This is a genomic window from Nostoc sp. (assembly GCF_036917515.1).
Taxonomy (GTDB): domain Bacteria; phylum Cyanobacteriota; class Cyanobacteriia; order Cyanobacteriales; family Nostocaceae; genus Nostoc.
In genome coordinates, this window is the sequence record NZ_JBALDE010000099.1 from 1 (window position 1) to 25953 (window position 25953).

A 25953-nucleotide genomic window follows, 5' to 3' on the forward strand; every position below is an offset into this window, starting at 1 on the left:
GCAAATTAACCAAACCAATTATTGCATCTATTGCCCGAAGGCAATATATTTTAGAGGCACTATCTGTAGCCAGCTTTTAGAGAATTGGTATAACAATCAGTTAATCCCACAGCTTCGGTACATCGCTTAACCCCGTTCATTTTCGGCGCGAGAGCGCTTGACTTTTACGCGATCGCCATCACTACGTTCGTAGAGCGTTTGGAAGACAAAATAGGCGTTACAGTGAGTCAAGCGCTGTAGAGGAACTTCAAAATTTATAATGAATTTTTGAGAAAAAGCTAAAAACTAGACTAGGCAAGAAATACAGATGATCCGACCGCGTAAGGTCTTTGCTCAACATTGGCTCAAAAGTGAAAAGGCACTTGACGCAATTATTAAAGCAGCAGAGTGTACAGAAAGCGATCGCTCCCTCAAAGGCGATCGCGTCCTAGAAATTGGGCCTGGAACTGGCATTCTGACTCGTCGCTTATTACCCTTAGTGCAATCTCTGGTTGCAGTTGAAATAGACCGCGACTTATGCCAACTCTTGTCAAAGCAGCTTGGTAAGACTGAAAATTTTTTACTCCTGCAAGGCGATTTTCTTACTCTAGATTTACCATCTTATCTGGCAGCCTTTCCCAATTTCCAAAAGCTAAATAAGGTAGTAGCCAATATTCCTTACAACATTACAGGGCCAATCATTGAGAAACTACTGGGTACGATCTCTAATCCTAATCCCGAACCATTTGACTCAATAGTATTGCTGGTACAAAAAGAAGTAGCAGAAAGGTTATATGCTAAATCAGGATCGAAAGCTTTTGGAGCGTTGAGTGTGCGGGTACAGTATTTAGCTGAGTGTGAGTTAATCTGCACAGTCCCAGCGGCCGCATTCCATCCACCGCCAAAAGTTGATTCGGCAGTGGTGCGATTGCGTCCCCGAAAAATAGAAATACCAGCGCTTAATCCCGGACAGCTAGAGAATTTCTTAAAGTTGGGGTTTAGTGCCAAGCGCAAAATGTTACGAAATAATTTGCAATCAGTTATAGAACGCGATCGCTTAAGCCACTTACTGGAACAATTAAAAATAAACCCCCAAGCTAGAGCTGAAGACCTCAGCGTTCAGCAATGGGTAATTCTAGCAAATGAATTAGGAGTGGGGAGTAAGCAGTAGGGAACAAAACAGATTTTTCCCATTCCCCATTACCCCTTATCCCCAGAGGGGGCCCCACATTCCCCATTACCTATTCCCCACTTCTAGAAAATGCGTTCTTATAGCCTAATTGCCCCTGCGAAAATCAATTTGTATCTAGAAATTATTGGCGATCGCCCCGATGGCTATCACGAGTTAGCCATGATACTTCAAAGTATTGGTCTTGCAGACCAAATTGGTGTGCGTTCGAGCAGCACTGACAATATCCGTGTTCGCTGCAACCATCCACAAGTACCGACAGATAAAAGTAATCTGGCATACCGCGCAGCAGAATTAATGGTGAGGCAATTTCCCCAAGCCTTTGCTAAATATGGAGGCGTGGAGATTACCGTCAACAAGCAGATTCCTGTCGCTGCTGGGTTGGCTGGGGGTTCGACAAATGCAGCAGCTGTGTTGGTAGGGATAGATTTACTGTGGAAGTTGGGGCTAACTCAGTCAGAATTAGAGGAGTTGGCAGGTACACTTGGTTCAGATGTACCATTTTGTATAGCGGGTGGAACTGCGATCGCAACAGGTAGAGGTGAACAACTTTCTTTGCTGCCAAATTTGGATACTATGTATATAGTGTTAGCAAAATACCGCAGCCTGGAAGTTTCCACTGCTTGGGCATACAAAACCTATCGGCAGCAGTTTAGTCATTCTTATATTAGAGATAGCGACAGTTTGGTAGCACGTGCTAATGCAGTTCATTCAAAAGCAATAGTAAAAGCTATCCTGGATAAAGATGCGGGAGAGATTGCCCAAAAGCTGCACAATGATTTAGAACGGGTGGTATTGTCAGTATATCCTCAAGTCTTGCAACTGCGAGAGGTGTTTGCAAATCAAGAAGGTGTTTTAGGAACAATGATGTCTGGTTCTGGCCCAACAGTATTTGCTCTTTTTAAGTCTCAACAGCAGGCAGAACAAGTTAAACTGCAAGTCAGGGAAGCAATTCTTGATGAAGACTTAGAATTATTTGTGACTCGAACAATTACACATGGTATTCAGGTGGCATCCTCAGTTTAAATAAATCTTTATCGTTAATGGAGTATGAGGAATAAGCTGATCAGCTTTGAAGTTGCATAGTTCAAATTGCTAAAAAAACGCAAAGATGTAGAGAACAATAATTATTCCTAATGCTCCAATCCCAAATCTAACATCTAAAATCTAAATATTATGAATGACCAAAATCTAACGCCCCAAACAGATGCTAAACAGGTGACAACGAGTCCGTTACGCTGTTTGACAGGGGCAGTGATTTCGGGAGGAATGGGATTTGCAGCGTATTCGCTGATGATTGCGATCGCGACAAATTTTGCTACTAAACCGATCCATTCAATCAATCCATTGGTAGTAAAGATTTCTTCTGCTGTCCGCACTCTGGTTGTTGGTGTCGTTGCTTTAGGTAGCGGAATTTTTGGTATAGTGGCAATTGGTTTATTGGCTTTGGGATTGCAATTATTAGTTCAGCAATTGACCAAGCAAAAAAGTAGTGAAAACTAGTAATTTGCTTTTAATCTGTAATCTAAAAGCACATAAGGTAGCACGATTTACCCCTTATATTATAACTCTTGACTTTAACAGGTTTCGGGTTGACACTTTATAGACTGGCTTAATATTCACAAATTTATGCGGAATTGATACCAGTGACACTGAAATTGATAGCAGCAACATTATTTATAAGCAAAATTTATGAGCACAATCAAGAGATATTTTTTACGCCTTATTTTTGTGACAATAGTTGTCAGCCTCGGCAGTTGTAGTTCTAATCCCATCGTGAGTAATATTGACAGCGGAACGCTATCCCCTAATACAGCACCGACGAATAGCTTATCGTCTCAGACTCCGAGTCAAATTCCTAGCGTAGCTCAGTTGAGAGAAAAATCTCCTAATCAAGAATCTTCTAAGGAAAATAAGCCTTCCTCATCAACTTCTAAAGTTGCCACTGGCAAAACTATTAGCGCTACACTATACACAAGTGATACCCAATGTCAAAAACTAATTCCCCAAAAGGTTTCAGTACCAGCCGAGGAACCAGTAATAAATGTAGTCAGTAAAATATTAGAAAAACGAGATACTAGCGACTTTAGCTTGTCTGGGTATCGTGTCAACATCAAAAATGGCATTGCTACAGTTGATTTACGCATATCTCCTGAGTCAAAGCGGCAAATAACTTCTCTTTCTAGTTGTGAACAGTTTGCTCTGTTTGGCAGTCTCCGCAAAACCTTAACGAGTAATGCTCAATGGAATATTAAAGAGGTTCGCTTCACCGAGCGAGGCGAGGACATTGTTCTTTAGTTAAATATGGTAGTAAGTGGCGTCATCAGCTAGCTAAAAAATTTCCTAATCTGAACAGCCACAGGACTCATATATCAGCAGTTGTCAAAATGGTGTATGTTCTAGCCAATTGAAAATAGCTGTAAATAGTGGTATGCTTAATTTTAGCCAGAGGTTTATGGTAGCAATTTGCGGGTGTAATTCAGTGGTAGAATGTCATCTTCCCATGGTGAACGTCGTGGGTTCGAGTCCCATCGCCCGCTTTAAAATCTGTAATTTTTCACTATCAACGGAAATATCACCCAATAGTTGGGCAACTGCTTAGGTTTATTGTGAAGTCATTGTCTAAAATCTGTTATCTTCACCCACTGATGCGATCGCCATTTTCCTTACAGAGCGGTAGGGCGAATAAATGGTGTAAATTCTCCAGAACATTTAGTAATCAAAAATCAGAAACCAGATATATCAGAGAAATAGTTTATCGGAAAAAAAGAGCGATAACATACTGGGAAATAACTACGATTTCACTTATTTACTACTAGCTCACTCCGGAAAGTGACAGATGAGGGATAATGTACTAATTCATCCTTTATACTTCAATGGGTATTCTACTTACCCGCCTAAAGTCCGCGTATAAATTACCTGACCTTGGGAATCATAAAGAAAAAGGGACAGATTGGCATTATCACCAATTACGGCTAGGGCTTCCCGCAAGATTTGCAAGTGATTGGTAACGTCAACAACAGTATCCAAATTCTTAGAATAAGGATTAGCCAAGTTATTTTGCCTTATTTGATCATACTTTGGGGTTAGCCGGACAATAATTCCTGCATTGTCCATGCTAAAGGTGCAAATCCGAATTCCATTAGTACAGGTCTTATCCAAGTCAGTGCGGGTTTGTTGCAAACTACTAACAACTTGTAATTTTTCTTGTGCTTGTTTGAGCGCAGCTGAATAGGGTTCGATGAGAGACTGAGCTTGAGTGTAATACGAGCTATCTTGGGGAACTTTTTTAGCCGTTTGCAAAGCTTGATCCCAATATATCGCTGCTGCTTGCCATTGGTTTTGTTGTTGATAAATTTTGGCTTGCTTGGCAGTGCTAAGGGCCTGTTGGTAGGTTTTAACAGCTAATTGTTCTTTAGTAGCGCGATCACGTACTAATACTAACTTAGGTTTATAATCTACCAACAGCTTTTGGGCTTCTTGGTATCCAACGCTATTTCGGGGAATAGTATTCAAGGTATTAATTACTACCAGCCAAGTAGACTGCGCCTTTTGCCAGTCATTCAAGGATTTAGCAGTAGCTTCGCGCTTCTCGGCTGCAACGGCTACAACTTTTGCTGCAGTTAGTTTTTTCAGCCATTTTTCCTGAATAAATATTTGTTGATTTACAGCGTGCAAACGGACACGATAATTCAGTAATTTACCCTGCACCAACCCATAGAGTTCACTACTGGAACTTATACTTTCTAGTGGCGCTATAGCCTGTTGCCATAAGTGTTGCCTAGTTTGTAATTCCTCTAAGCTAGATGCAGGAGTTTGAACTTTTTGTGTCGCCAAAGATGCCGTTTGCAAAGCTTTAACCACCTGATTGATTTTTTCTGCTCGCCCAGACAAACTTGCTTTTAGTTCCTGTGACAGCTGATAACGAGGCGACCAACTAGGAATTACATTCAGGTTTGTACTGGCTGTTGCAAGTTGCTGTTGTACAGCTACTAATTCTTTTTCAGATTTGGCGCGGCGCATCAGCTGTGGAGATTTTGTTTTTAATTGCTCGGCGTTTTGTATTTCTTTACACTCAGACATTACACAAGGGCGAGTCAATAAGTAAGCACCACCGCCCAAAACTATAATTCCCACCAACGCCGCACCCAGTAGGATAGGTTTGACCTGGAATCCTGGCTTTGAAGCCGACAAACTCGGCACATCTGCAAACGGGTCAAACAGTTCTTCTTCTTCACTCTGATTGATTGATGGAGAAGATGTCAGAGACGATGAGGAGGATATTACTTCCTTATCTTCTTCTGCTTCCTCATCTTTTTCTGCGACCCATCCTTCAGTCGGCTTCAACGCCAAGAAACATTTAGTATAAGGAAGTTGTTCGCCAAAAACTCTGAGGAAACATTGCACCCGCTGCTCTTTGTGGGGTGCTAGAGATTGAATTACTTCCTCAATGACTGCAAAAATTAGTTGAGCGTCAACTATTACATCTGACGCGTGTTGCGTTAAAATCATTAGCTCGTCTTTATTGACGACGCACTTAACCTCTAAGACTTCAGCGGTTGAGACTTCTACAAGTAATTGTTCTTGCAAAGTTTTGGCTAAAAGCTGTAAATCTTCCTGCTGGACTGCTACTTTCATAGAGCTTTCCCGCTGAACTTCTATATTGTTTTGATTATCTTTAAGGGGATGAAATGAACTTTTTAGGTTTGTTGAATGCAAATACACAGTTTAATCAACCACAGCCTGAGAATCTGAACGACCAACTTTCTAACACAAATTCTGACTTTTCACCAAAAGTTAAAAAAGTAATTATTGTTCGTGGCGATACATTTTTACACAGCTAGATGCAAAATTAAATAATCTGTCTTCAGATATAAATTACAAATAAAAAATGGGAAGAATAGAAGATTTGAGTATTTTCACTGGATTATTTTGCAACAATTAAATTCACAATAGCTACTGCTTTGCAAAATGCTAGTTGCAAGCAATTGTTGCCAAATTATCTAGAGGTTAAGAAAACCATGCTATGTCAGAGGGTTTTGACAGAAATGCTAGTTATCTTCTATGCTGGGAAACTTGCTGAGAAAATTAATTACCTGTTGTAGCAGAGCTACAAACAGGTTGGCTATCGAAATTAATATGCTGAATTTGCTGAATTCGATAGAATTGATCCGTAAAAAATAAGTTTTTATAGCTGCAAAAAGGTTAATTCTGCAATAAAGGTGCTGCAAAATATTAAGACAGGACTAACCAAAAGCTTGGAAAGTGTCAATACAAGGTGTATCAATGGATTTATTAGAGTACCAAGTTAAAGAATGGTTTGCGAAGATAGGCATTCCGGTATTGCCTTCCCAACGAATTGACCATCCTACAGATTTGAAACGGTTAAAAATTCGCTTTCCAATTGTACTGAAATCTCAAGTCCACGGAGCGGAACGGGCAAAAGCGGGTGGAGTCAGGTTTGCCCAAACAACTATCGATGCGATCGCAGCAGCTCAAAATATTTTTAGTTTACCAATATGGGGCGAATTGCCGGAAGTTGTGCTGGCAGAATCTCAATACGACGCCAACCAGGAATTTTATTTAGCGGTGGTTTTAGATACTGCTGTCTGCCGACCGGTACTTTTAGGTTGCAAAGAAGCAGACATCGATTGGGAATCCGCTGGGGAAAGAATGCACTACGTTGTCGTAGAACAAGAATTCTCGCCATTTTATGCGCGACGATTGGCTTTGAAAATGGGTTTGCAAGGGACGCTAATGCAGTCGGTAAGCAGCGTTTTAGAGAAGATGTACGAGTTATTTGTCCAAAAAGACCTGGATTTAGTCGAAATTAATCCCTTGGCAGTTAGTACTACTAGTCAAGTTATGGCTCTTAATGGTAAAGTCAGGGTCAACGAACGGTCGATCAAGCGTCATCCTGATCTGACCGAGATGGCAGCAAAAATTATCAGTCGTCATACCAGTACTGAAATCAATGGTATTTTGGGCGACTGGGATGGTGTACAAATGCATGGAAAAATCGGTATTTTAGGTAATGGTACTGGTTCAGTGATGGCAACTTTAGATTTAGTTGGGAATGCTGGTGGCAATCCAGGTGTTTGTTTGAATCTACGTCATGCTTTTCTTACAGATACTACACCAACTACCTTCCGCGATCGCCTAGAAACAGGTTTGAAAATGCTGGAGGCTGATCAAAGCATTCAAGTAATACTAATTAACTTTCTGGGTAGCATTCCACAAACTGAGGAAGTGGCTGAAGTTATAGCTAGAGTTGTGCAGCCAGACAACAGCGAACTTCAATCACAGGTTGTACGTTCTAATGGTAGTAAAGTTCGGCAAGAGCTTAATTTTCCATCCTTAGTTGTCCGTCTTGCTGGTTCTGAATTTAACACTGCGAGAAAATATTTAGCAACACTAAAAACCCATAGCGACGCGCTCCTCGTGGTAGAAAATTTAGATGAGGCAGTGGCGGCAGCAGTTCGTCTTGCTAAACCAACGGCTAAGAAAAGATAGTAAATGTCATTTTGTGACAATTCAAAAATCAAAAATTATTAATTTTTACCGTCAGGTATAAATTTTTAAATTTGATGTTCAAATCAAGTACAGCTTTGCTTCCTGGGGCTAAGTAGGTCGGTGTGAATATTTATCGTTGGGATAAAACAGGAGGCAGGAGGCAGGAGGCAAGAGGGTTTGAATTTATTTAATTTTTCTTAATATAGTTTGGTTTTTCCGCATCGTTCTACTTAAATTAGATAATGCATTCAACCTGAATATTCCTAGCTAGAAACGGGTTTTCTCACTTTTGGAACACTCAGCTTCAAGACTAGTTTTTGAAATTTCAGTAACATTTGAATCAATAGGACACTGTAAAAGTGTCTTTCTATGCTCAGTGGTTGAAGGCACTGGTTGCCAAACTGAAGGTAATTTTTTATGAACCTAACGCCAGAAAGTAAAGTGTTAATTCAAGGCTTTTGTGAATTTATATCAGGCAATCATGTTGCTCAAATGAAAGCTTATGGCACGAATTTAGTAGCTGGTGTCAATCCTGGATGCGGCGGACAGGAACTGCATGGACTGCCAGTATTTGATTTGGTAGAAGAGGTAATAGAACAATTTGGGGCAATTGACACGACAATTATTTGTGTAGATCCTTATGATGTGTTAGATGCGGCATTAGAAGCGATCGCATCTAAGATTCGCCAGATTATTATTATTACTGCTGGTGTGCCGCCTTTGGATATGGTGCAATTACTCCGCAAAGCCGAAGCTTATGAAACTTTGGTAATCGGACCAAATAGTCCGGGGATCATTGTACCAGGAAAAATTCTCTTAGGAACTCAACCCAGCGAATTTTATACCCCTGGAACAGTGGGGATCGTTAGTCGTAGCAGTACCCTCACCTACGAAATTGCCTACGAATTAACAAAAGCAGGTTTAGGGCAGTCGATTAGTGTCAGTATTGGTAGTGATGCGATCGTCGGTTCCTCCTTTCTCCAATGGCTGCAAATTCTTGATGAGGATGAAACCACACAAGCGATCGTTTTAGTTGGTCAACCTGGTGGTGGTAGTGAAGAAGCAGCAGCACGATACATTGCTGAGGCAATTGATAAACCAGTAATTGCCTACATTGCAGGTAAACAAGCACCACCAGGAAAAAGTTGGCGTCAAACTGGGACTTTAGCAACAGTTATCGGACGCGATCCGAATTTTGGTACAGCCCAAAGTAAATTAGCTGCTTTAAAAGAAGCAAAAGTGACAGTAGCTGAACGCCCTTCTCAAATTCCAGAATTATTGCGAAAGGAAATTAACTAATTACCAATTCGTAATTCAATTCTTAACTACGAATTACGAATTATTTTAATTGGTCAGTCTTGGGAACGATTTTGAGGGAACAGGTAGGCGATCGCAGCGTAACCCGAAGCACTGAGTAAACTAACCAAAAAAGCAGCCAAAATAAAAGTAGACATAATGTTATACTCTATGCACTTCCAAAATCTCGGCATCCATCAACAAGCTAAAATTTTGGATACTTTCAAATTAGCAATTGGGTATGACACAGCTATGACTACCTTGTGTCAATCCCTGAGATTTCAAGGTTTTATGGCTCAACTCAAGCCAAAGGCAAAAAAAAGCGAAACCTACTACCAACTCCCAATTCGCTTTCTACCTGAATTTGACCGCCTTGTAATTCAATCAAACGGCGGGAAATAGTTAAACCAATACCAGTACCTCCCGAATGGCGATCGCGCGATTGGTCAGCTCGCCAGAAACGCTCAAACACATGAGGCAAATTTTCTGGAGCGATACCAATACCTGTATCACTAACCGCAATCCAGAGTTGAGATGCTTCAGTCCCAGCACTAATGGTAATTGAACCTTCGTTAGTATAACGTACTGCATTACCTAGCAAATTAACTAGCACCTGTTCTGTGCGGTCAATATCTGCCAATACAAGAGGTAGCACAGATGGACATTGCAAAAACAGAACTGGCCCATCTTCTAATAGTTGGTCAGTAAATTTCTCTACTAATGACTCTAACAACGGACGTAAATTTACCCGTTGGATATTAATTGGTAGATAACCAGCTTCTGCCTTAGATAGTTCTTGTAAATCGTTCACTAATCGCTCTAAGCGTCGAGTTTCTTTAGCTAAACGCCGATAGATTTCAGGAGATGCTTCAATTTCCCCATCAGCCAGTTCTTCCAAATAACCGCGCACCACAGTTAATGGTGTTCGTAATTCATGGGTCATATCTCCAATCACTTCTCGCCGCCGCGCTTCTACACCTTCTAAACTGGCTGCCATTCGGTTGAAACTGGTACTCAGTCCACTAAGTTCTGGAATGTCAGACACAGGTAGCCGTGCATCCATCTGACCAGCAGCAAATTTTTGGGTAATTTGTTCCATCTCGGTCAATCGTTGCATAATCCGTCTGGACACCCAGTAACTCAATCCTCCGGCAGCGGTAGTGCCGACTAAGACTGACCAAAGAGTGCTTCGCTGCCAAGCAAGTTCAAATCCTGTCACCAATTCAGCACGGACATCGATTAAGTCGAACCCCTGATTTTCTAATCCTTCCAAATGCAAGACAAACAAGCGGGGGGAAGAGATTTTGCTGATGCTCACCAGACTAGCTACCCCCACGATCATTACTACTAAGTGGGAGAAAAATAGGCGCCCTCTCAGCCCCATCTTCATAATATTTACGCTACCAAAGGATCTTCAAATTTATAGCCCACCCCAACAACAGTTTTAATAAAAGTAGGATTTGCCGGATCGGGTTCAATCTTTTTTCGCAACCGAGCTACATGAGTATCTACAACTCGTTCATCACCAAAAAAATTATCTCCCCAAAGTTTATCAATTAGTTGAGTGCGGTTCCAAACTCGACCAGGATTACTGACAAAGGTGGTTAGCAAGTTAAATTCTAGGGTAGTTAAGTCCAAAATTTCAACTTCTTGAGAATTCATCTGGCGACTGGCAGTGCGCTGGTCTACATCGACAATAAAGTGTTGGGTACGATTGACTTGATGTTGTCCCCCTTGGCGGAGGCTACGTCGTAATAGTGCCCGCACCCTAGCTACCAACTCTCTGGGGCTAAAGGGTTTGACCATATAATCATCAGCACCAGTAGATAGACCGATGACGCGATCAATTTCTTCACCCTTAGCAGTAAGCATTAAAATGTAAGGATCTTTGACACCTGGTTTCTGGCGAATTCGAGCACAAACTTCCAACCCATCCAAACCAGGAATCATTAAATCTAGAATGATTAAATCAGGTGGTTGCTCTTGAAACATCCGCAAAGCATTCATGCCATCGCGGCTAGTGCGACAAAAAAATCCTTCTTTTTCTAAAGAGAGTTCGATTAAATGAGCAATTTCTGGTTCATCTTCAACTATTAAAATATCCATCTGAAATATAGGAGCGAGCAAAATGGGTAGAGCAAAGACACGGAGACACAGAGATATCTTTTATGCCTCCTTGTGTCTCCCACTCTTTGCCTCTTTTTAATTAGAGGTTTGAGTTTGACGCTGTGCGATAACTATAGCCAAGATTAGAATCTTTTTGAATGTGTACTTTAATACTATCGAGGTCAATGAAACAGTCCGCAACATCAATCAAACTTTCACTAGTCGTTGTTTGCAGACTGACTACTTCCACTCGAACGCCCATTCTGCTGACAGCGTTTACAGCATAAGCTAAATCTCCATCGCCACTGACTAAAACCGCTGTATCGTAGTAAGGAGATAAAGTTATCATATCTACAGCAATTTCTACGTTCAGATTTGATTTTTTGAAATTCTCGCTTGGGACAACGAGTTCCTTTGCCACTACGCGATAGCCATTACGACGCATCCACAATAAAAAACCCTGTTGCTTTTCATTACTGATATCAACCCCAGTATAGAAAAAAGCACGCAACAGTCTGGAACCACTGGTTAAATGACAAAGCAATTTAACGTAGTCAATTTCTATGCCGAGTTGTAAGGCTGTATGGAACAGGCTTAAGCCATCAATAAAAATAGCAACTCGACCGCGATTTAAGTTATTCAAAATCAAACTATCAGGTGCAGGATCTTGCATCTTGGTATCTTTACCTTTGACAGCAGTATCGCTCAAATTTTGCCCTTGCCAATGTGGTTTAGTTTTGAGTACTTTAGATTCCTTAAATTCATTTCTTTGTTTGCTAAAATTAGTTATAATCATTGATACCTCTGATTTTAAAGCTGGAAAGAGTTTTGAGTAAATTGTCTATAGTATAGTCTGTACTGATTTATAACCTAGCAGGTAATGGTCTTAAGTCACTATATGCAGATAAGCTTAACTGGTGCTAAACAAGATTTAAAATAGACAGCCCAAGGTTTTCACTGCTGTTAGGGTTGATTTAAGAAGATATTGCCTCTGCCCACAGATATGTTAATCTTTACCTACTGAGACAGCAAGAGTTTGGAGAAAATAAATCTTTTCGTAAGGTTAGGGGCTGTTCTTATTAGGTCTATATTATTGCACTCAACTCAGAAGCCCCATATCTATAGTTTAGGTAAGCATGAACTATAAGACATATAATCCGGGCAACCCAACATAGGCAAGTTCCGCACAAGAATACCACGGCTTTTAAGGGGAATGAGCGTAGCAATATTTACGCAGCCGTGGGAATGTCAAGGAGTTAAAAACAGTAGTACCGCAAGCCTGAATTCCAAATTTAAAATTCAAAACGAATGCAGTATAACTGTTTCGTTGATTTGGAAGGGGTAGTTTATTTATGCGCCCGCTGTACTAGTAATGTAATGTGATATGCGATCGCACCTCAAAAGGTAAGTTGCCTTAATTTATGTAAGAGTTAAATGATAGGACAGGGAGGTTTGTTAATCTCTAGCCCCCCTGTCTTTTTAACGCACCGCAGCAGTTTCTAGAGACAAATCTTGAAACATGGGTGTGCTGAGGTAACGTTCGCCAAAGGAAGGCTGAATCATCACGATTAAACGTCCAGCATTTTCTGGACGTTTACCTACTTGAATTGCAGCACACAAAGCTGCACCAGAGGATATGCCAGACAATAAGCCTTCTTCTTTTGCCAAACGTCGCCCATAGGCGATCGATTGTTCATCGCTGACTCTAATTACTTCATCAACCAATTCTAGGCGGAGGACATCTGGGATAAATCCAGCCCCAATACCTTGAATTTTATGTGGCCCGGCTTCACCGCCAGAGAGGACTGGGCTATTGCTGGGTTCAACTGCGATCGCCTTAAAAGTCGGCTTGCGCTGTTTGAGTACTTCTGCAATCCCAGTAATCGTTCCACCAGTACCTACCCCAGCAATGACGATATCTACTTCCCCGTCTGTATCTGCCCAAATTTCTTGGGCAGTGGTTTCTTGGTGAACTTTGGGATTAGCAGGGTTGCGGAACTGTTGCAGCATAAAAGCATTGGGAGTACTAGCTACAATTTCTTCGGCTTTGCGAATTGCTCCCCGCATACCCTCAATGCCTGGTGTCAACTCCAAAGAAGCACCATAAGCTCTAAGCATAGCCCGTCGTTCTTGACTCATAGTCTCTGGCATCGTCAAAATCAAACGGTAGCCACGTGCTGCTGCTACCATCGCTAGAGCAATTCCTGTATTACCTGAAGTAGGCTCTACTAAAATGGTCTTTCCTGGGAAAATTGAGCCAGCTGCTTCTGCCGAGAGTACCATACTTAACCCGATGCGGTCTTTCACCGAAGCCGCTGGGTTCATCCCTTCTAATTTAACAACTATCCTTGCTACTACTCCCTCAGCTTGAGGAATTTTGTTCAGTTGAACTAAAGGAGTTCGTCCAATCAATTCTGTTACGTCTTGAGCAATCCGCATTATTTAACTCCTAAAATCCTAAATCTTAGTACAGAGTATTTACTTGTAACAATAAGCTTTGATGTATTTATTTTGCCGTTTCATGCCAATGAGTGCATATAGTATGTATTCTAACTAAACCACACAATATGAAAGCTTAGGAAGAACTTTTATTAGATATTCCCATTGCTTCTCACTTGAGAAGAGGCTAGCTTATCTATCATTATTCTATTTTACCATTTGGAATTGCTGACTATTGTCTTTTGGGCTGAGATTCAATTTTTGCAATTCTGTATATATAAATAATTTTTACTTTGTTAAGAAATTATAATTGATTTTTAAAATATTTAATTGCTTTTCTTGATTTCTTAGTCTATCTTTAGCAAGAGACATTGGACTTTTATTTTGAGTACAGATTTTCTCAGTCAAAAATTCTATCGTAAATAGTCTTTAACTATTGCTGACATTGCTTTAAAGTTGAGTGCAAAAACACCAGAACCCTACCTCGGAAAAACTAGAACCTTGTGCGAAAAATACTAGCACCCATACCCCAATGAATTTTTTAAATACTTATTAGGTAAGGCTTATAGGCTTTGAGTACTATTCTAATGAATTTAATAATCTTAACAGGGCTGGGGTAAACTGTTTTGTGGAGAGCGGCTGATATAAATCGTATAGGATTTACGCAGAGATTCCCCTCTACCCCCCAACATTCTTAAGCGCAAGCTTAGTGAACTAGGGGGGACTTCTTAATCTCTCTTTTGAGAGTAGGATGAAACTAGATTCTCCAATCTAAGTACGTTACTTCTAACTGAATAATCTATATTTGTGAAAATTTTGGTAACTTTTCAGTAGTCAGTAGTGATGAGAAAAATAACTGAAAACTAACGATTGTAAAAATTACTGATTACACATATTTTCATATCATAGCTGTTTGAAAGGTAGAAATATATAACTACTTTAGATAAACAGCTAAAGATATTTTCTTACTGGGTGTATACTACCTAGCAAGGGAGAGTCAAGATGAAAGCCAAACTTTTAAATATTCTCACAGTTTGCGTTGTTACCTTAGCAGTGCTTTCACCAGAACTAATAGTATTTGGCATCGTTTGGGAACGACATCTGGAGTTAGTCAAATCTCATAATTTAGCTTGTGAAGTTAACAACATAACTACAAATGCTCCCGCCTTGGCTCCCCAGACAGAGGGTACACATTCCCCTCAGACTAGCATTCAATCCTTTGATCGTAATGTGGTTCATCAAATGTTGACTGTTGCTGAACAATATAAATTTGCCACTATCCTGCAATGGTTCTTCCTGTTAACCCCGATTTGTGTTGGGTTAGGGATTCTTTTTTACGACAGATATCTTGTTCATCGTACTGCTGTCTTAAAAGAACAAGTTGAAATGTTGGAAAGACTGTGGCACCAAAGTATCGAACAGTAACTTATTCACAATTTACTAAAATCAAGAAAATTACCATGACAGACCAAGAACAACGCCAAAGCCTATATTTTAATCTAATTGATGAGTTACTTAGATGTCCTAATGGTCAAGAACCAGAAATTTTGGAATCTAAGCCGGAATTGATTGATTCCGGTTTAGTAGAAACAATGTTACAAGTAGCAACTATGTTTGCCCATGAAGGCAATCAAGATGGTGCCCAATTTTTATTTTTTGTGGCGCGTGAGCTAGCTAAAGAGTTAGGTTTATACCCAGAAGTTCCCAATACTGAAGTTGCAAATCCTGAAGTTGCAAATAAGGAGTAAAAATGTTGTTGACTTCAACGGATGCGGGACAAATAGCTTTAGAACTGCTGATGGCAGACTGGAATATTTCAGAAGAGAATAGAGAGTGGTTCACAATCTTTAACTCTCGTTTGATTGGCGAGAGTTGGTACACTGTGGAATTAGGTATAGAAGGATTTCCTGATAGGTGGTTTATTCAAGTATATGACAATGGAGTGTGCGATCCAAACTATACATTTATTTCACCAATCCTTGGTTCTGAAGGATTTACAGACGTCGTAAATGTACCGGATATCATAGCAGAGGTCTTAGTTTGTGAACGCAATGCTCGGTAATAATAATTAAAAGTTTACAAATTATAATTCAATGAAATATCATTGAATAAAAAGATGCTTTACGCAAATATGAGGTGATACTGAATGAGGTACATCTCTTTTTTTATGTAATATTTAATATTTTATTTAAGCTTAATAGACGATTTTATTAGATTTAAATGATAAAGTTATGTTATATTAAATAGCGTGATGGACGCTACAGAAATATCAGTTCCAATGATTGCTGAAGATATCTTAGCCAAAGAATTCACAAGAGTCGTCAACCATTACTACCCGCAAGTTGGAGAATTGCTGGATGGGTGTTATGTGAAAGTCATCACCTGTTTTTGGGGACGACCTGCTAGACGTTTGCAATATATAGGAATTTATTGCTCTGACGAAATGATTTCTTGTGTACAAGCTCAAAAAGAAATACTCAGAGAAGTAGCAGACAATATGGGTTTAATCCAGGTTGTTTGCATGAATGCCAAGCGATTATTGCGCGATCCGATGTCGAAGGTCAAAGAGAGCAACCCACGTCTATGGTTGGAGTTACAGTGGGTTGCGACTTAGTGATTTATCGCATTCATTAATTGAGAGGGGTAAATGCTTTTGTAGAGAGGACTTTATTCCTCAAATTCAAATATTTAAGCACTTTAGTGCTTATTACAAACCTGTCGCTCACTAGAATAACTAGCACCTACGGTGAATACAAAGTATCAACACAAGTAATGAAAACTGGAATTTTCTGCAATTACGATAATTTTCACCAAGATGCTTGTCGTGCCATCTTTGAGCAAGTTGCACTGGTAAAACAAGCAGAAAGTTTAGGTTTTGAGGAAGCGTGGGTGAGCGAACACCATTTTAGTGAATCCAATCTCAGCCCGTCCATGTTGGTGTTAATGGCACATTTGGCGGGATTGACTTCAACTATCCAATTAGGCACTGCTGCGGTGTTGCTGCCATTCCATAACCCCATTAGAGTGGCAGAAGATATTGCCACTTTGGATAATCTGTGCAATGGACGATTATTATTTGGAGTTGCCAAAGGCGGCCCCTTTCCTCAACAAAACAAACATTTTGCGACACTATCAAGTGAATCCCGTCCCAAGATGCTAGAGGCGATCGCATTGATTCAGAAGCTGTTATATGAAACTGATGTATCATTTAATGGGCAATATTTTCAATGCGATCGCTTGACAATTTACCCCAAACCATTGCAAAATCAAATCCCAGTGTATGTTGCCACTGGTGGTAATGACGGTATCGAGTTTGCAGCAAAACATTCCTTCAGCTTGATGGGTGGCCCGCCATTTTCCTTAAAGAGATTGAAGGATACTGTTAGCAAATATCGAGCCTTAAATTCTAGTGGTACGGAAAACTTTGTGCTGGCACGCTTCTTTTTTGTCGGTAAAACATTTGACGAGGCAGTGAGTCAAGCGTTACCTTTCGTTCGCCAATTTAGCCAGAAAATGAAAGCTAATTCGGCTCAACTATTGCAGAATAATCCGAATCTCAACCAAAAACCATTCGATCGCACAAATATTTGTTTCGATGAAGACTATTTGATTGAGAACTCAATTATCGGTGATGTGGGGACTTGTCGAGACAAAATCAAGAAATTTCAGGACGAATTAGATTTAGGTACGCTAGCACTCAAACCCTCGTCTGCGAATCTGCAAAAAAACTTAGAGAGTTTGACGCGCTACAACCAAGAGGTGCGAAATTATGTCTTCTAAACTATACCTGCTTCCTCCCGATGACTTACCTCCAGCTGAAGTAACAAAACAGGATGGAATGCTGCAAATGGAGCTAGAACAGTCTACTGGCAGATGCTTTTATCAAGCTTGCGATCGCATTACACGAGTACTGTTGTCTAATTGTCAGTGGTATCTGACAACAAATACTAGCATCCTCACACTAATTATTGATTGCCCTGACTTAGTATCTTACTGGCATATCGTCAGCAATATTCCTCAGTTGGGTAATAGGTTAGAGCGGTTTGCTAGCAATGGTAAAATCCGCGTTTATCCGCCATTTGGCAAAGGGATGCCATTTGAGATCAGCGTAAATGAAATATCTGCTTATCGAGATTGGCTTTGAGGTAAATATATCAGAATTGGGAATCACGCGAAATACAGCTTATTCATTCTTATCGCTGTCTTCCACCCTGTACTCTAAAGTACAGGGTGTTACAATTTTAGAAGAGTGATAAAGCCAATACAGTTAAGTTAAGTATTTCTTCTTTTGCGTTATTACCATTCTTAGCGGGTTGTAAAAAAAATTAGGTATTCGTCAAAAAAAAGGGATTAATGTTGACAAGTTTTTAACTTTTCAATTAGCCACGCATACCACTTTTCTAGCCCACTACTAGTAGTTACAGAAAGCTGAAAAATCTGAATTTGGGGATTTATTTGTTTAGCATAAGCTATGCACTTTTGAACATCAAAATCTACATAAGGCAGCAAATCAATTTTGGTGAGAATCATGATGTTACTTACACGAAAGATATGCGGGTATTTTATTGGCTTATCTTCTCCCTCCGTGACGGAGAGAATCACAACTTTTGCATTTTCTCCTAAATCAAATAAGGCTGGACAAACCAAATTCCCCACATTTTCAATCATCACAACTGAGTTTAGTGGCGGATTCAGTTGTTGTAAACCCTTGTCTATCATTGATGCGTCTAAATGACAGCCTGTTCCAGTGTTAATTTGAATAACTTTAGAGCCTGTTTCTTTAATTTTTTTGGCATCGTTAGCAGTTTCTTGGTCGCCTTCAATGACACTAATAGATAATTGATGCTTTAAATCATTGATAGTTCGTGTCAAAAGAGTTGTTTTCCCTGCACCAGGAGAACTCATTAAATTTAAGGCGAGAATATTTCGACCTTTAAACCATCCCCGATTTTGGGCTGCTATCAAATTATTTTTTGCCAAAATCTCCTGTTCTAAGGATATCGTTGTATTGTGTATTTTAGCATGAATTTGAGACGCTTCTATATGAGTGTCGTGACTGTGGGAATGAGTGATCACAGTACCATCTGCTAAAGTATGAGTATGATGATGATTATGTTCAGCTTCACCTGTTTCCAGATTGGTAATTTTAGTTTCACCATCATCAGAACAACCGCAGGTTACACACATAATTCCTCTATTTCTATTTCTTTAATTTTCAGTTCTTCACCAGTAATTAAATCTAATTGCGCGCTACCGCAGTTACAGATACCAAATGGTTTATCTAAATAAATTTCTGCACCGCATTGGCGACATCGCCCTAAGCCAGGAATTTCCAAAATTTCTAATGTCGCCCCTGCTAAAACTGTGCCTTGAGTGCAAATATCAAAACAAAATCGGATAGCGTCGGGCATAATAGCTGAAAGTTTGCCAATTTCTAATAAAACTCGCTGCACTTTTGCACCTTTGGCATGTTCAGTCACGATTGCCACAATATTTTGAGTAATTCCAAGTTCGTGCATCCAATAAAATCTCTTAAAAATTAACAAATTCGTGGCAATTGGTCGCCTACCAACATATCAACAATCCTTTCAGCACCAAAAGCTGTTTTTAATAAAACGATACCTGGGGGTGAGGTAATAACTTCGCCAATAATACAAGCATCTTTGCCTACTGGGTGGGATTTCATAGCTGATAAAACATTGTCAGCATTCTTTTTTGGAACTACTACAACTAACTTACCTTCATTAGCTAAATACAATGGGTCTAAACCAAGAATTTCGCAAACTCCGTTGACTTCTTCACGCACTGGGATAGATTCTTCAAAAAGACAAATTCCCACATCGGAACTAAGGGCAAATTCATTTAATACTGTAGCTAAACCACCGCGTGTAGCATCTCGCATAGCATGAATTTGGGGACATGTATGGAGAATAGTTTCTACTAAACTATGCAACGACTGACAATCACTTTCAATATTAGTCTCTAAGGCTAATTCGCCACGGGCAATTAAAATTGCTGTCCCATGATTGCCTATTTCACCATTAATTATTATTGTATCTCCAGGTTGAATGTTATGAGCAGAAATATTAACTCCTTGTGGAATGATACCAATCCCAGCAGTATTAATAAAGAGTTTATCAGCAGCACCATGATGTACAACTTTTGTGTCACCAGTGACAATTTGAACACCAGCATTTTTTGCGGCTGCGTTCATACTGGCTGCGACACGGCGTAAGGTTTCAACTGGTAATCCTTCTTCTAAAATTACGCTACAAGTTAAATATAAAGGTTTGGCACCGCTGACAGCTAAATCATTAACTGTACCGTTTATAGCTAATTCTCCGATATCACTACCGGGAAAAAATAATGGGTCTACTACATAAGAATCTGTAGTAAATGCAAGTCTGTCTCCTTGTTGCATGAGACTGGCTAAGTTAAAGCTAGCTTGGTCTTCTAGTTGCGAGAGAATTGGGTTATCAAAATTGCTGACAAAGATATCATCTATTAAATCACGCATGGCTTTACCACCACTGCCATGTGCGAGAGTTATATGAGTGTCATGCACTTTACTTTGGTAACGACGGGCTTGTTCTATTTTTTGAAATAGGGGATTTTGTATTGAGTTTGTCGGGGAAATATTCATATTAAACTTTTTTGGAAATGTAAAGGAACGCGGAGTATTATTAGTCTGAGGAGAAGCCGCAGGCGGGGAGGGGTTCTTGAGTTATTTTTGGTTTTTGGGCGATTGTTCTTTTGGCAATTGTGGAGAGTCGCCCGTATTTATAATAGGCTGCACAAGCACCTTCAGAAGATACCATGCAAGTACCAATTGGTGTTTCTGGTGTGCAAGCTGTACCAAATACTTTGCACTCCCAAGGCTTTAAGACTCCTTTGAGAATTTCTCCACATTTACAAGCTTTATGGTCGGCTACTTTGAGGTTAGGAATGGTAAATTTAAGTTCGGCATCAAATTGGGCATATTCAGGTTTAATTTGTAATCCTGAATAAGGAATGTCACCTAAGCCGCGCCAATCGAAACTATGTCGAACAGCAAAAACTTTGTTTATAGCTTGTAGGGCTACTGTATTCCCGCTTTTTTCTACAATTCGGTTATATTGGTTTTCAACTTCACAACGATTTTCTACTAGCTGTTGCAATAGCATCCAAATCGATTGGAGAATATCTAAGGGTTCAAATCCTGAGACGACAATTGGCTTATTATATTGTTGAGAAATAAATTGATATGGGTCAGTGCCAATTACCATGCTGACATGGCCAGGCCCAACAAATCCATCCAGTTGCAAGTCAGGATTATTTAATAGTGCTTTGAGGGCGGGAATCACGAGGACGTGATTGCAAAACATACTAAAGTTATGAATTTCTTCAGCTGCTGCTTGCAGGATGGTGAAGGCGGTGCTAGGGGCTGTGGTTTCAAAGCCCAATGCGAAGAAAACTACTTCTTTGTCAGGATTATCTCTGGCAATTTGCAGGCTGTCTAGGGGAGAGTAAACCATACGGATGTCTGCACCTTGTGCCCTGGCTTGCAGTAAACTGGTTTTGGAACCGGGAACTCGCATTGCGTCGCCAAAGGTGGCAAAAATGACGTTATGATTTTGACAGATGGCGATCGCATCATCTAATCTCCCTTTTGGCATAACGCATACTGGACAACCAGGCCCATGAATTAGTTCAATATCTTGGGGTAAAATTTCTTCGATACCATATTTAAAAATAGAATGGGTATGTCCGCCACATACTTCCATTATTTTGATAGGTTTTTCTAGTCGATGGCATAATTTGGTGATTTCACGGTATAGTGCTTCTGCTTTTTCCGGTTCGCGGAATTCGTCAACATATTTCATAGAAAGTGAGGAGTAGTGAGTTTTATGTATCTGTTAATTTCGCTTTTGTAGTAGAGAGTTTTTTAACAAATCGCGTTGGCACAGCGTCTCCAAGAGTTGCCTCATCTAGATTTCTATTTTCTGCCTCCTACTTTCTTCACGTACTAATCCCTGCTTCTGCTGCTGTTATTTCTTGAAATAGTTGTAATGTTTCTGCCGCTTCTTGTTCGTTAATTCGATTCATCGCAAAGCCAACATGCACTAGCACCCAATCCCCAATACAAGCTTCGGGAGGATGTTGTTCATCTACGATACAAGCAATATTTACTTCGCGCTTAACACCACCAATGTTAACTATGGCTAATTTATGGTTAACGTTGGTAATTTCTATAATTTGTCCGGGGATTCCTAAGCACATTTTTTGATTTATAAAGATGAACGAACCACAGAGGTGCGGAGAACACAGAGAGAATTATTTGTCAGAAAATGGTTGCTAGATATTAACAATCATGTATTAATTGTGCGGCTGAAATCACTGCTTGTCCTAAAGATAACCCGCCGTCATTAGCTGGAACTAAGCTGTGAGTAAGTACTTTTATTCCCAATGTTTGTAATCTTTTGGTAACTTGCTCTAACAATATACAATTTTGAAATACTCCTCCTGTTAGGGCTACCTGATAAATCAGATTTTCTTGACTAAGATGCTTAACCATTTCCACAATCGCATTAGCTAAACCTTGGTGAAATTTGGCAGCCATAACTGCTTGTGGAATCTGCTGCTGTAAGTCATCAAGCAAGGCTTGCCACATTGGGCGTGGGTCTATACAATAAATACTATCTAAAAAGCTAAAACTAAAAGGATATATTAGCGTTTCTTTATTATTATTTAAGCTGCTAACATCTACTATAGCTTCCATTGCGATCGCAGCTTGTCCTTCATAGCTACATTTGTCTTGACAAATACCGATAGCCGCCGCCACTGCATCGAACAATCGTCCCACTGAGGAAGCTGGAGGACAGTTAATTCCTTTCTCTATAAGTTGATTGAGTAGCTCAATTGGCTTATTTCTTAAAAACTTAAATATTTCTAAATCAGTATACTTTTGTTGGCAATCATCCCAAAGATTAGCAGCTATTAATTGAGCATAAGTATTACGCCAAGGCTGATAAATTGCTTGTTCACCACCAATCATTGCTACTGATCTAAATGTTGCTAGTCGTTTAAAATTTCGGTAATCTGCTAAAAGAAATTCTCCACCCCAGAGTGTACCATCATCACCGTAACCTAAACCATCTAAAGCAATACCTAATATTGGAGATGAATCTAGAGGAATCCCATTTTCTGCCATACAAGCGGCAATATGGGCATGATGATGTTGGATTGGATAAATTTTGATTTTATTTGCGTCCGCAAGTTCTTTACCAAGTTTGCTTGAGAGATATTCAGGATGTTTATCAATGGCGATTACTTCTGGTTTATACTCAAATAAATTTAAGTATAAATTTAAATTTACTTGGTAAGCGTTGAAAGCGGCAGCATTTTCTAAATCTCCTAGATGTTGAGAGAGAATTGCTTCTCCTTCACGCAATAAGCAAAAGGTGTTTTTTAACTCACTGCCCATTGCTAAAATTTGCGATACTTTGTGAAATCCCAGTGGTAAACTAATTGATGCTGGTGCATATCCTCTGGCACGGCGAATTGTTTGAGCTTTATCACCCATAACACGCACAACCGAATCATCTACCCGATTAATAATCTCTCGATTGTGCAAGATAAAATAATCAGCGATTGTCCCTAATTTTTCCCTTACTTCGTCATTATCAATACATTGTGGTTCATCAACAAGATTGCCACTTGTTAAAACAATTGGGCGATTCATCCGCCGCAGAATTAAATGATGCAAGGGCGTATAAGGTAGCATGAAACCAAGAGTATTTTGTCCTGATGCTACTGACGATGCTAATTGTTTTTTACCTGAAGCCTGTAATAAAACAATTGGTGCAGCAGAACTTGTTAATAATTCTTTTTCTTTGACGTTGACAATACAATATTGTTCAATTATCTCAAGATCCCGCGCCATTAAAGCAAAGGGTTTATGATAGCGCTTTTTTCGCTGACGCAGTTTTTGTACAACGGCTTCCTGTGTTGCATCGCAAGCTAAATGAATACCACCTAATCCCTTAATTGCTACAATCTCACCTTTTTGCAACAAGGTACAAACGGCATCGACATCATCCAACATCGAAAACATGGAAGCAGTAACCGATTTGCCATCGGCGCGTTCTAACCAAGCTGCGGGGCCGCAAGCATGACAAGCGACAGGTTGGGCGTGAAAACGGCGGTTTTCTACATTGTGGTATTCCTTTCCACATTCTGAACACATCGCAAACGAAGACATACTGGTATTGCATCTGTCATAAGGAATGGCACCAATAATACTTAGGCGGGGGCCGCAATGAGTACAGTTAGTAAATGGGTAGCGATAAAAACGGCTAAAGGGGTCGAATATTTCTTGTTGACACTGTGGACAGGTGGCTGCATCAGGGGTAACTTCTGTTTTAATGGCATTATTAACACTAGTAGAAATCACGAAATTATCAAATTTCAATTCACCTTCATAAGGAGTTCTAGTTAGTTGATTAATTCTTGCCAAAAGTGGAGATTCTATTTGCAATCTGGCAACAAATTCTGTTATTGCTTCCTCACGACCAGATACCCTAATTAATACGCCTTGGCCATCATTACAAACATCTCCACGTAAGCCGCAGGCTTTAGCAAGACGATATACGGTAGGGCGAAATCCTACTCCTTGAACAGTACCGCTAACTCTAATTTCTTCAGCCGCCATATAAACTTGACTTTCAAAAATTACGAATTACGAATTATGAAACTGCCATAGCAAAATTCGGTTATTTCCAGAATCAGCGATTACTGCTGTATTGCCACAAATTTTTATCCCGTAACACCAATTTAAGCTATCTCGTTTAGGTAGTCCGAAATTACGATTTTCACCTTTACTTTGAAAATTTATTTGTCCTGCAAGCGCATTCGCCACCGTACCTTGCAGTGATAAAATTGATTCTAGCTTTCTCCATCCTAACAAGCGAGAATTAGCAGTATCTGCAACTACTAACCAATCTTCAGTCACCCCCACTCCATAAGGCATACTCAAACTACTAGCACTAGGATAATAAACTCCTTGATTCATTTCCACAAAATCAAAGCTTTTTTGTCCTAAAATCACTGCACAAGAGGCATTATTTTCTGTTGGTATTCCTTGCCAAATCATCACTCGATGATTACCTGCATCACTGACAACCAAATTCTCTCCCCAAAGAGTGATATCGTGACACCAACGCATACTCGCTGCGGTTGGAGAAGCACCGCCATTTTCATTGCGAGATATCATATCTGGTTGTCCCAAAACTACATCAGCAGATTGACCATTTTCTGTTGGAAATTGATGCCAAATTAATACCCTTCGATTACCAGTGTCAGCAACAAATAGCCGTCCTTGATGATAGAATACACCATAAGGCCAGTGCATTGTACTAGCAGATGCTTGTTGATTTCCTCGATTTGGTTGATTATCGGTAAAACTAACTTGCCCTAATACCAAATCTGCTGGAACATTATTATCTTCTGGTAAGTTTTTCCAAATCAAAACCCGATGATTCCAAGCATCTGCTATAGCTAACCCTTTGCCACAAGCACAAATTCCAGTTGGTACACTTAAGGTTGCTTTTCCCGGTGTATTTTTAGCATTTTGTCCTTCATGATAAAAATCAGGTTGTCCAATTACCCAATCAGCCGGTTGACTATCTCTTGTGGGTAAATTCTGCCATCCTAATAATCGATGATGTCCGGTATCTGATACCCATAACGGGCCAGTTTCTGATAATAAACAAGCACCACGAGGCCCAAACATTGTTACGGGACTGGGTGCTACAGGTATGACTAATTGTTCTGGTTCAATAATGTTGCCTAAAATTACCTCTGCACCTTGAGGTGATAAAGGTAAATCTTGAGAAATTTCTGTTGCTTCTAGCGGTAATTGTGATATTGGATTAATTTTGATTGGGATATCCATGAACCGCAAATAGACGCTGATAATTATAATTATTTAAAAACATTAATATTGATTAGCGTGTAACAACAGTAACAGTTTGGCATTATGCTTTTTTCAAATTAAATTAAAGCCTTTAATCAACTTCCCTTATTAATCAATCTTAAAAAAATCTAGCTAACTTTAGTAATTTTTGCTACATAGCGAATCTTCGGCATGAGTGCGCGATATACTGAAATGAGAAAGCAAACTGGGGTTTGAAAAAGTAAAAGCTCATTTTGCTTGCGGAAAACACCAAAATGAGTAAGTCAAATGACCTTTTGCTTGCGGAAAACACCAAAATGAGTAAGCAAACTGGGGTTTGAATAAGTCAAATAACCTTTTGCTTGCGGAAAACACTAAAATGAGTAAGCAAACTGGGATTTGAATAAGTAAAATGCCATTTTGAGAAAGTAATATGTCATTTTGCTTTCTCAAAACACTAAAATGAATACCTGAATTACACAAATGAGAATGAATTCAG

Annotated in this window: 25 protein-coding genes and 1 tRNA gene; 14 read left to right on the plus strand and 12 right to left on the minus strand. The window is 39.8% G+C overall.

Annotated features, from left to right (window positions below):
• Positions 1 to 307 precede the first annotated feature (307 nt).
• The 5 genes from rsmA (at position 308) to V7K89_RS11460 (ending at position 3708) form a co-directional block, all read left to right on the plus strand.
• Positions 308 to 1150, plus strand: a complete 843-nt coding sequence (rsmA, locus tag V7K89_RS11440; RefSeq protein WP_335187175.1) for a 16S rRNA (adenine(1518)-N(6)/adenine(1519)-N(6))-dimethyltransferase RsmA — start codon at positions 308 to 310, stop codon at positions 1148 to 1150.
• A 90-nt stretch (positions 1151 to 1240) separates the two neighbouring features.
• Positions 1241 to 2194: a 4-(cytidine 5'-diphospho)-2-C-methyl-D-erythritol kinase gene (ispE, locus tag V7K89_RS11445; protein ID WP_335187177.1), complete on the plus strand. Its 954-nt coding sequence runs from the start codon at positions 1241 to 1243 to the stop codon at positions 2192 to 2194.
• A 150-nt stretch (positions 2195 to 2344) separates the two neighbouring features.
• Entirely contained in the window at positions 2345 to 2671 is a 327-nt protein-coding gene (locus V7K89_RS11450; protein ID WP_335187179.1) for a DUF3082 domain-containing protein, read from the plus strand.
• 189 nt (positions 2672 to 2860) lie between these two features.
• Positions 2861 to 3466, plus strand: a complete 606-nt coding sequence (locus V7K89_RS11455) for a sporulation/spore germination protein (RefSeq protein WP_335187181.1) — start codon at positions 2861 to 2863, stop codon at positions 3464 to 3466.
• Positions 3467 to 3636: 170 nt separating this feature from the next.
• A tRNA-Gly gene (locus V7K89_RS11460) sits at positions 3637 to 3708 on the plus strand.
• A 349-nt stretch (positions 3709 to 4057) separates the two neighbouring features.
• On the opposite strand, the gene V7K89_RS11470 is transcribed toward V7K89_RS11460, so the two are convergent.
• Positions 4058 to 5806: a hypothetical protein gene (locus V7K89_RS11470; protein WP_335187183.1), complete on the minus strand. Its 1749-nt coding sequence runs from the start codon at positions 5804 to 5806 to the stop codon at positions 4058 to 4060.
• A gap of 53 nt (positions 5807 to 5859) precedes the next feature.
• Between V7K89_RS11470 and V7K89_RS11475 the strand changes: the two genes are divergently transcribed.
• The 3 genes from V7K89_RS11475 (at position 5860) to V7K89_RS11485 (ending at position 8980) form a co-directional block, all read left to right on the plus strand.
• The gene (locus V7K89_RS11475; protein WP_335187185.1) at positions 5860 to 6012 is read left to right on the plus strand and encodes a hypothetical protein; all 153 of its coding nucleotides are present in this window, start codon (positions 5860 to 5862) and stop codon (positions 6010 to 6012) included.
• 442 nt (positions 6013 to 6454) lie between these two features.
• Positions 6455 to 7681: a succinate--CoA ligase subunit beta gene (locus tag V7K89_RS11480; RefSeq protein WP_335187187.1), complete on the plus strand. Its 1227-nt coding sequence runs from the start codon at positions 6455 to 6457 to the stop codon at positions 7679 to 7681.
• 417 nt (positions 7682 to 8098) lie between these two features.
• Positions 8099 to 8980, plus strand: coding sequence for a succinate--CoA ligase subunit alpha (locus tag V7K89_RS11485; RefSeq protein ID WP_335187189.1), 882 nt, complete (start codon positions 8099 to 8101; stop codon positions 8978 to 8980).
• 298 nt (positions 8981 to 9278) lie between these two features.
• Here V7K89_RS11485 and V7K89_RS11490 read toward each other — a convergent pair whose 3' ends face one another.
• From V7K89_RS11490 to cysK, 4 genes are all read right to left on the minus strand, one after another.
• Complete coding sequence (locus tag V7K89_RS11490; RefSeq protein ID WP_335187191.1) at positions 9279 to 10367, minus strand: sensor histidine kinase; 1089 nt, start codon at positions 10365 to 10367, stop codon at positions 9279 to 9281.
• A 5-nt stretch (positions 10368 to 10372) separates the two neighbouring features.
• Entirely contained in the window at positions 10373 to 11083 is a 711-nt protein-coding gene (locus V7K89_RS11495) for a response regulator transcription factor (protein WP_292725822.1), read from the minus strand.
• A gap of 100 nt (positions 11084 to 11183) precedes the next feature.
• Positions 11184 to 11879, minus strand: coding sequence for a LabA-like NYN domain-containing protein (locus V7K89_RS11500; RefSeq protein ID WP_335187193.1), 696 nt, complete (start codon positions 11877 to 11879; stop codon positions 11184 to 11186).
• Positions 11880 to 12562: 683 nt separating this feature from the next.
• The gene (gene cysK, locus V7K89_RS11505; RefSeq protein WP_335187195.1) at positions 12563 to 13522 is read right to left on the minus strand and encodes a cysteine synthase A; all 960 of its coding nucleotides are present in this window, start codon (positions 13520 to 13522) and stop codon (positions 12563 to 12565) included.
• Positions 13523 to 14524: 1002 nt separating this feature from the next.
• Here cysK and V7K89_RS11510 point away from each other — a divergent pair.
• From V7K89_RS11510 to V7K89_RS11535, 6 genes are all read left to right on the plus strand, one after another.
• Positions 14525 to 14947, plus strand: coding sequence for a hypothetical protein (locus V7K89_RS11510; RefSeq protein ID WP_335187197.1), 423 nt, complete (start codon positions 14525 to 14527; stop codon positions 14945 to 14947).
• A gap of 35 nt (positions 14948 to 14982) precedes the next feature.
• Positions 14983 to 15270, plus strand: coding sequence for a hypothetical protein (locus V7K89_RS11515; protein ID WP_292739819.1), 288 nt, complete (start codon positions 14983 to 14985; stop codon positions 15268 to 15270).
• A gap of 2 nt (positions 15271 to 15272) precedes the next feature.
• Entirely contained in the window at positions 15273 to 15584 is a 312-nt protein-coding gene (locus V7K89_RS11520) for a hypothetical protein (protein WP_335187199.1), read from the plus strand.
• Between the two features lie 189 nt (positions 15585 to 15773).
• The gene (locus V7K89_RS11525; protein ID WP_334764246.1) at positions 15774 to 16136 is read left to right on the plus strand and encodes a hypothetical protein; all 363 of its coding nucleotides are present in this window, start codon (positions 15774 to 15776) and stop codon (positions 16134 to 16136) included.
• A 158-nt stretch (positions 16137 to 16294) separates the two neighbouring features.
• On the plus strand, positions 16295 to 17302 hold the full coding sequence (locus tag V7K89_RS11530; protein WP_335187200.1) for an LLM class flavin-dependent oxidoreductase: 1008 nt from the start codon (positions 16295 to 16297) through the stop codon (positions 17300 to 17302).
• Positions 17292 to 17666, plus strand: a complete 375-nt coding sequence (locus V7K89_RS11535) for a hypothetical protein (protein ID WP_335187202.1) — start codon at positions 17292 to 17294, stop codon at positions 17664 to 17666. The genes V7K89_RS11530 and V7K89_RS11535 overlap by 11 nt, the downstream gene beginning before the upstream one ends.
• Before the next feature lie 206 nt (positions 17667 to 17872).
• On the opposite strand, the gene hypB is transcribed toward V7K89_RS11535, so the two are convergent.
• The 7 genes from hypB to V7K89_RS11570 form a co-directional block, all read right to left on the minus strand.
• Positions 17873 to 18709: a hydrogenase nickel incorporation protein HypB gene (gene hypB / locus V7K89_RS11540; RefSeq protein ID WP_335187204.1), complete on the minus strand. Its 837-nt coding sequence runs from the start codon at positions 18707 to 18709 to the stop codon at positions 17873 to 17875.
• Positions 18700 to 19041, minus strand: coding sequence for a hydrogenase maturation nickel metallochaperone HypA (gene hypA, locus V7K89_RS11545; protein ID WP_335187206.1), 342 nt, complete (start codon positions 19039 to 19041; stop codon positions 18700 to 18702). Before hypA ends, hypB begins: the two co-directional genes overlap by 10 nt.
• Before the next feature lie 20 nt (positions 19042 to 19061).
• Positions 19062 to 20165 carry a hydrogenase expression/formation protein HypE gene (gene hypE, locus V7K89_RS11550; RefSeq protein WP_335187208.1) on the minus strand — a complete coding sequence of 368 codons (1104 nt, stop codon included), beginning with the start codon at positions 20163 to 20165 and terminating at the stop codon, positions 19062 to 19064.
• A 40-nt stretch (positions 20166 to 20205) separates the two neighbouring features.
• Entirely contained in the window at positions 20206 to 21384 is a 1179-nt protein-coding gene (gene hypD / locus V7K89_RS11555; protein ID WP_335187210.1) for a hydrogenase formation protein HypD, read from the minus strand.
• 136 nt (positions 21385 to 21520) lie between these two features.
• Complete coding sequence (locus V7K89_RS11560; protein WP_335187212.1) at positions 21521 to 21781, minus strand: HypC/HybG/HupF family hydrogenase formation chaperone; 261 nt, start codon at positions 21779 to 21781, stop codon at positions 21521 to 21523.
• An 82-nt stretch (positions 21782 to 21863) separates the two neighbouring features.
• Positions 21864 to 24212 (minus strand): carbamoyltransferase HypF, encoded by a 2349-nt coding sequence (gene hypF / locus V7K89_RS11565; RefSeq protein ID WP_335187214.1) that lies wholly within the window; start codon positions 24210 to 24212, stop codon positions 21864 to 21866.
• Positions 24213 to 24239: 27 nt separating this feature from the next.
• Positions 24240 to 25454, minus strand: coding sequence for a hypothetical protein (locus V7K89_RS11570; protein WP_335187216.1), 1215 nt, complete (start codon positions 25452 to 25454; stop codon positions 24240 to 24242).
• Positions 25455 to 25953: the final 499 nt, after the last annotated feature.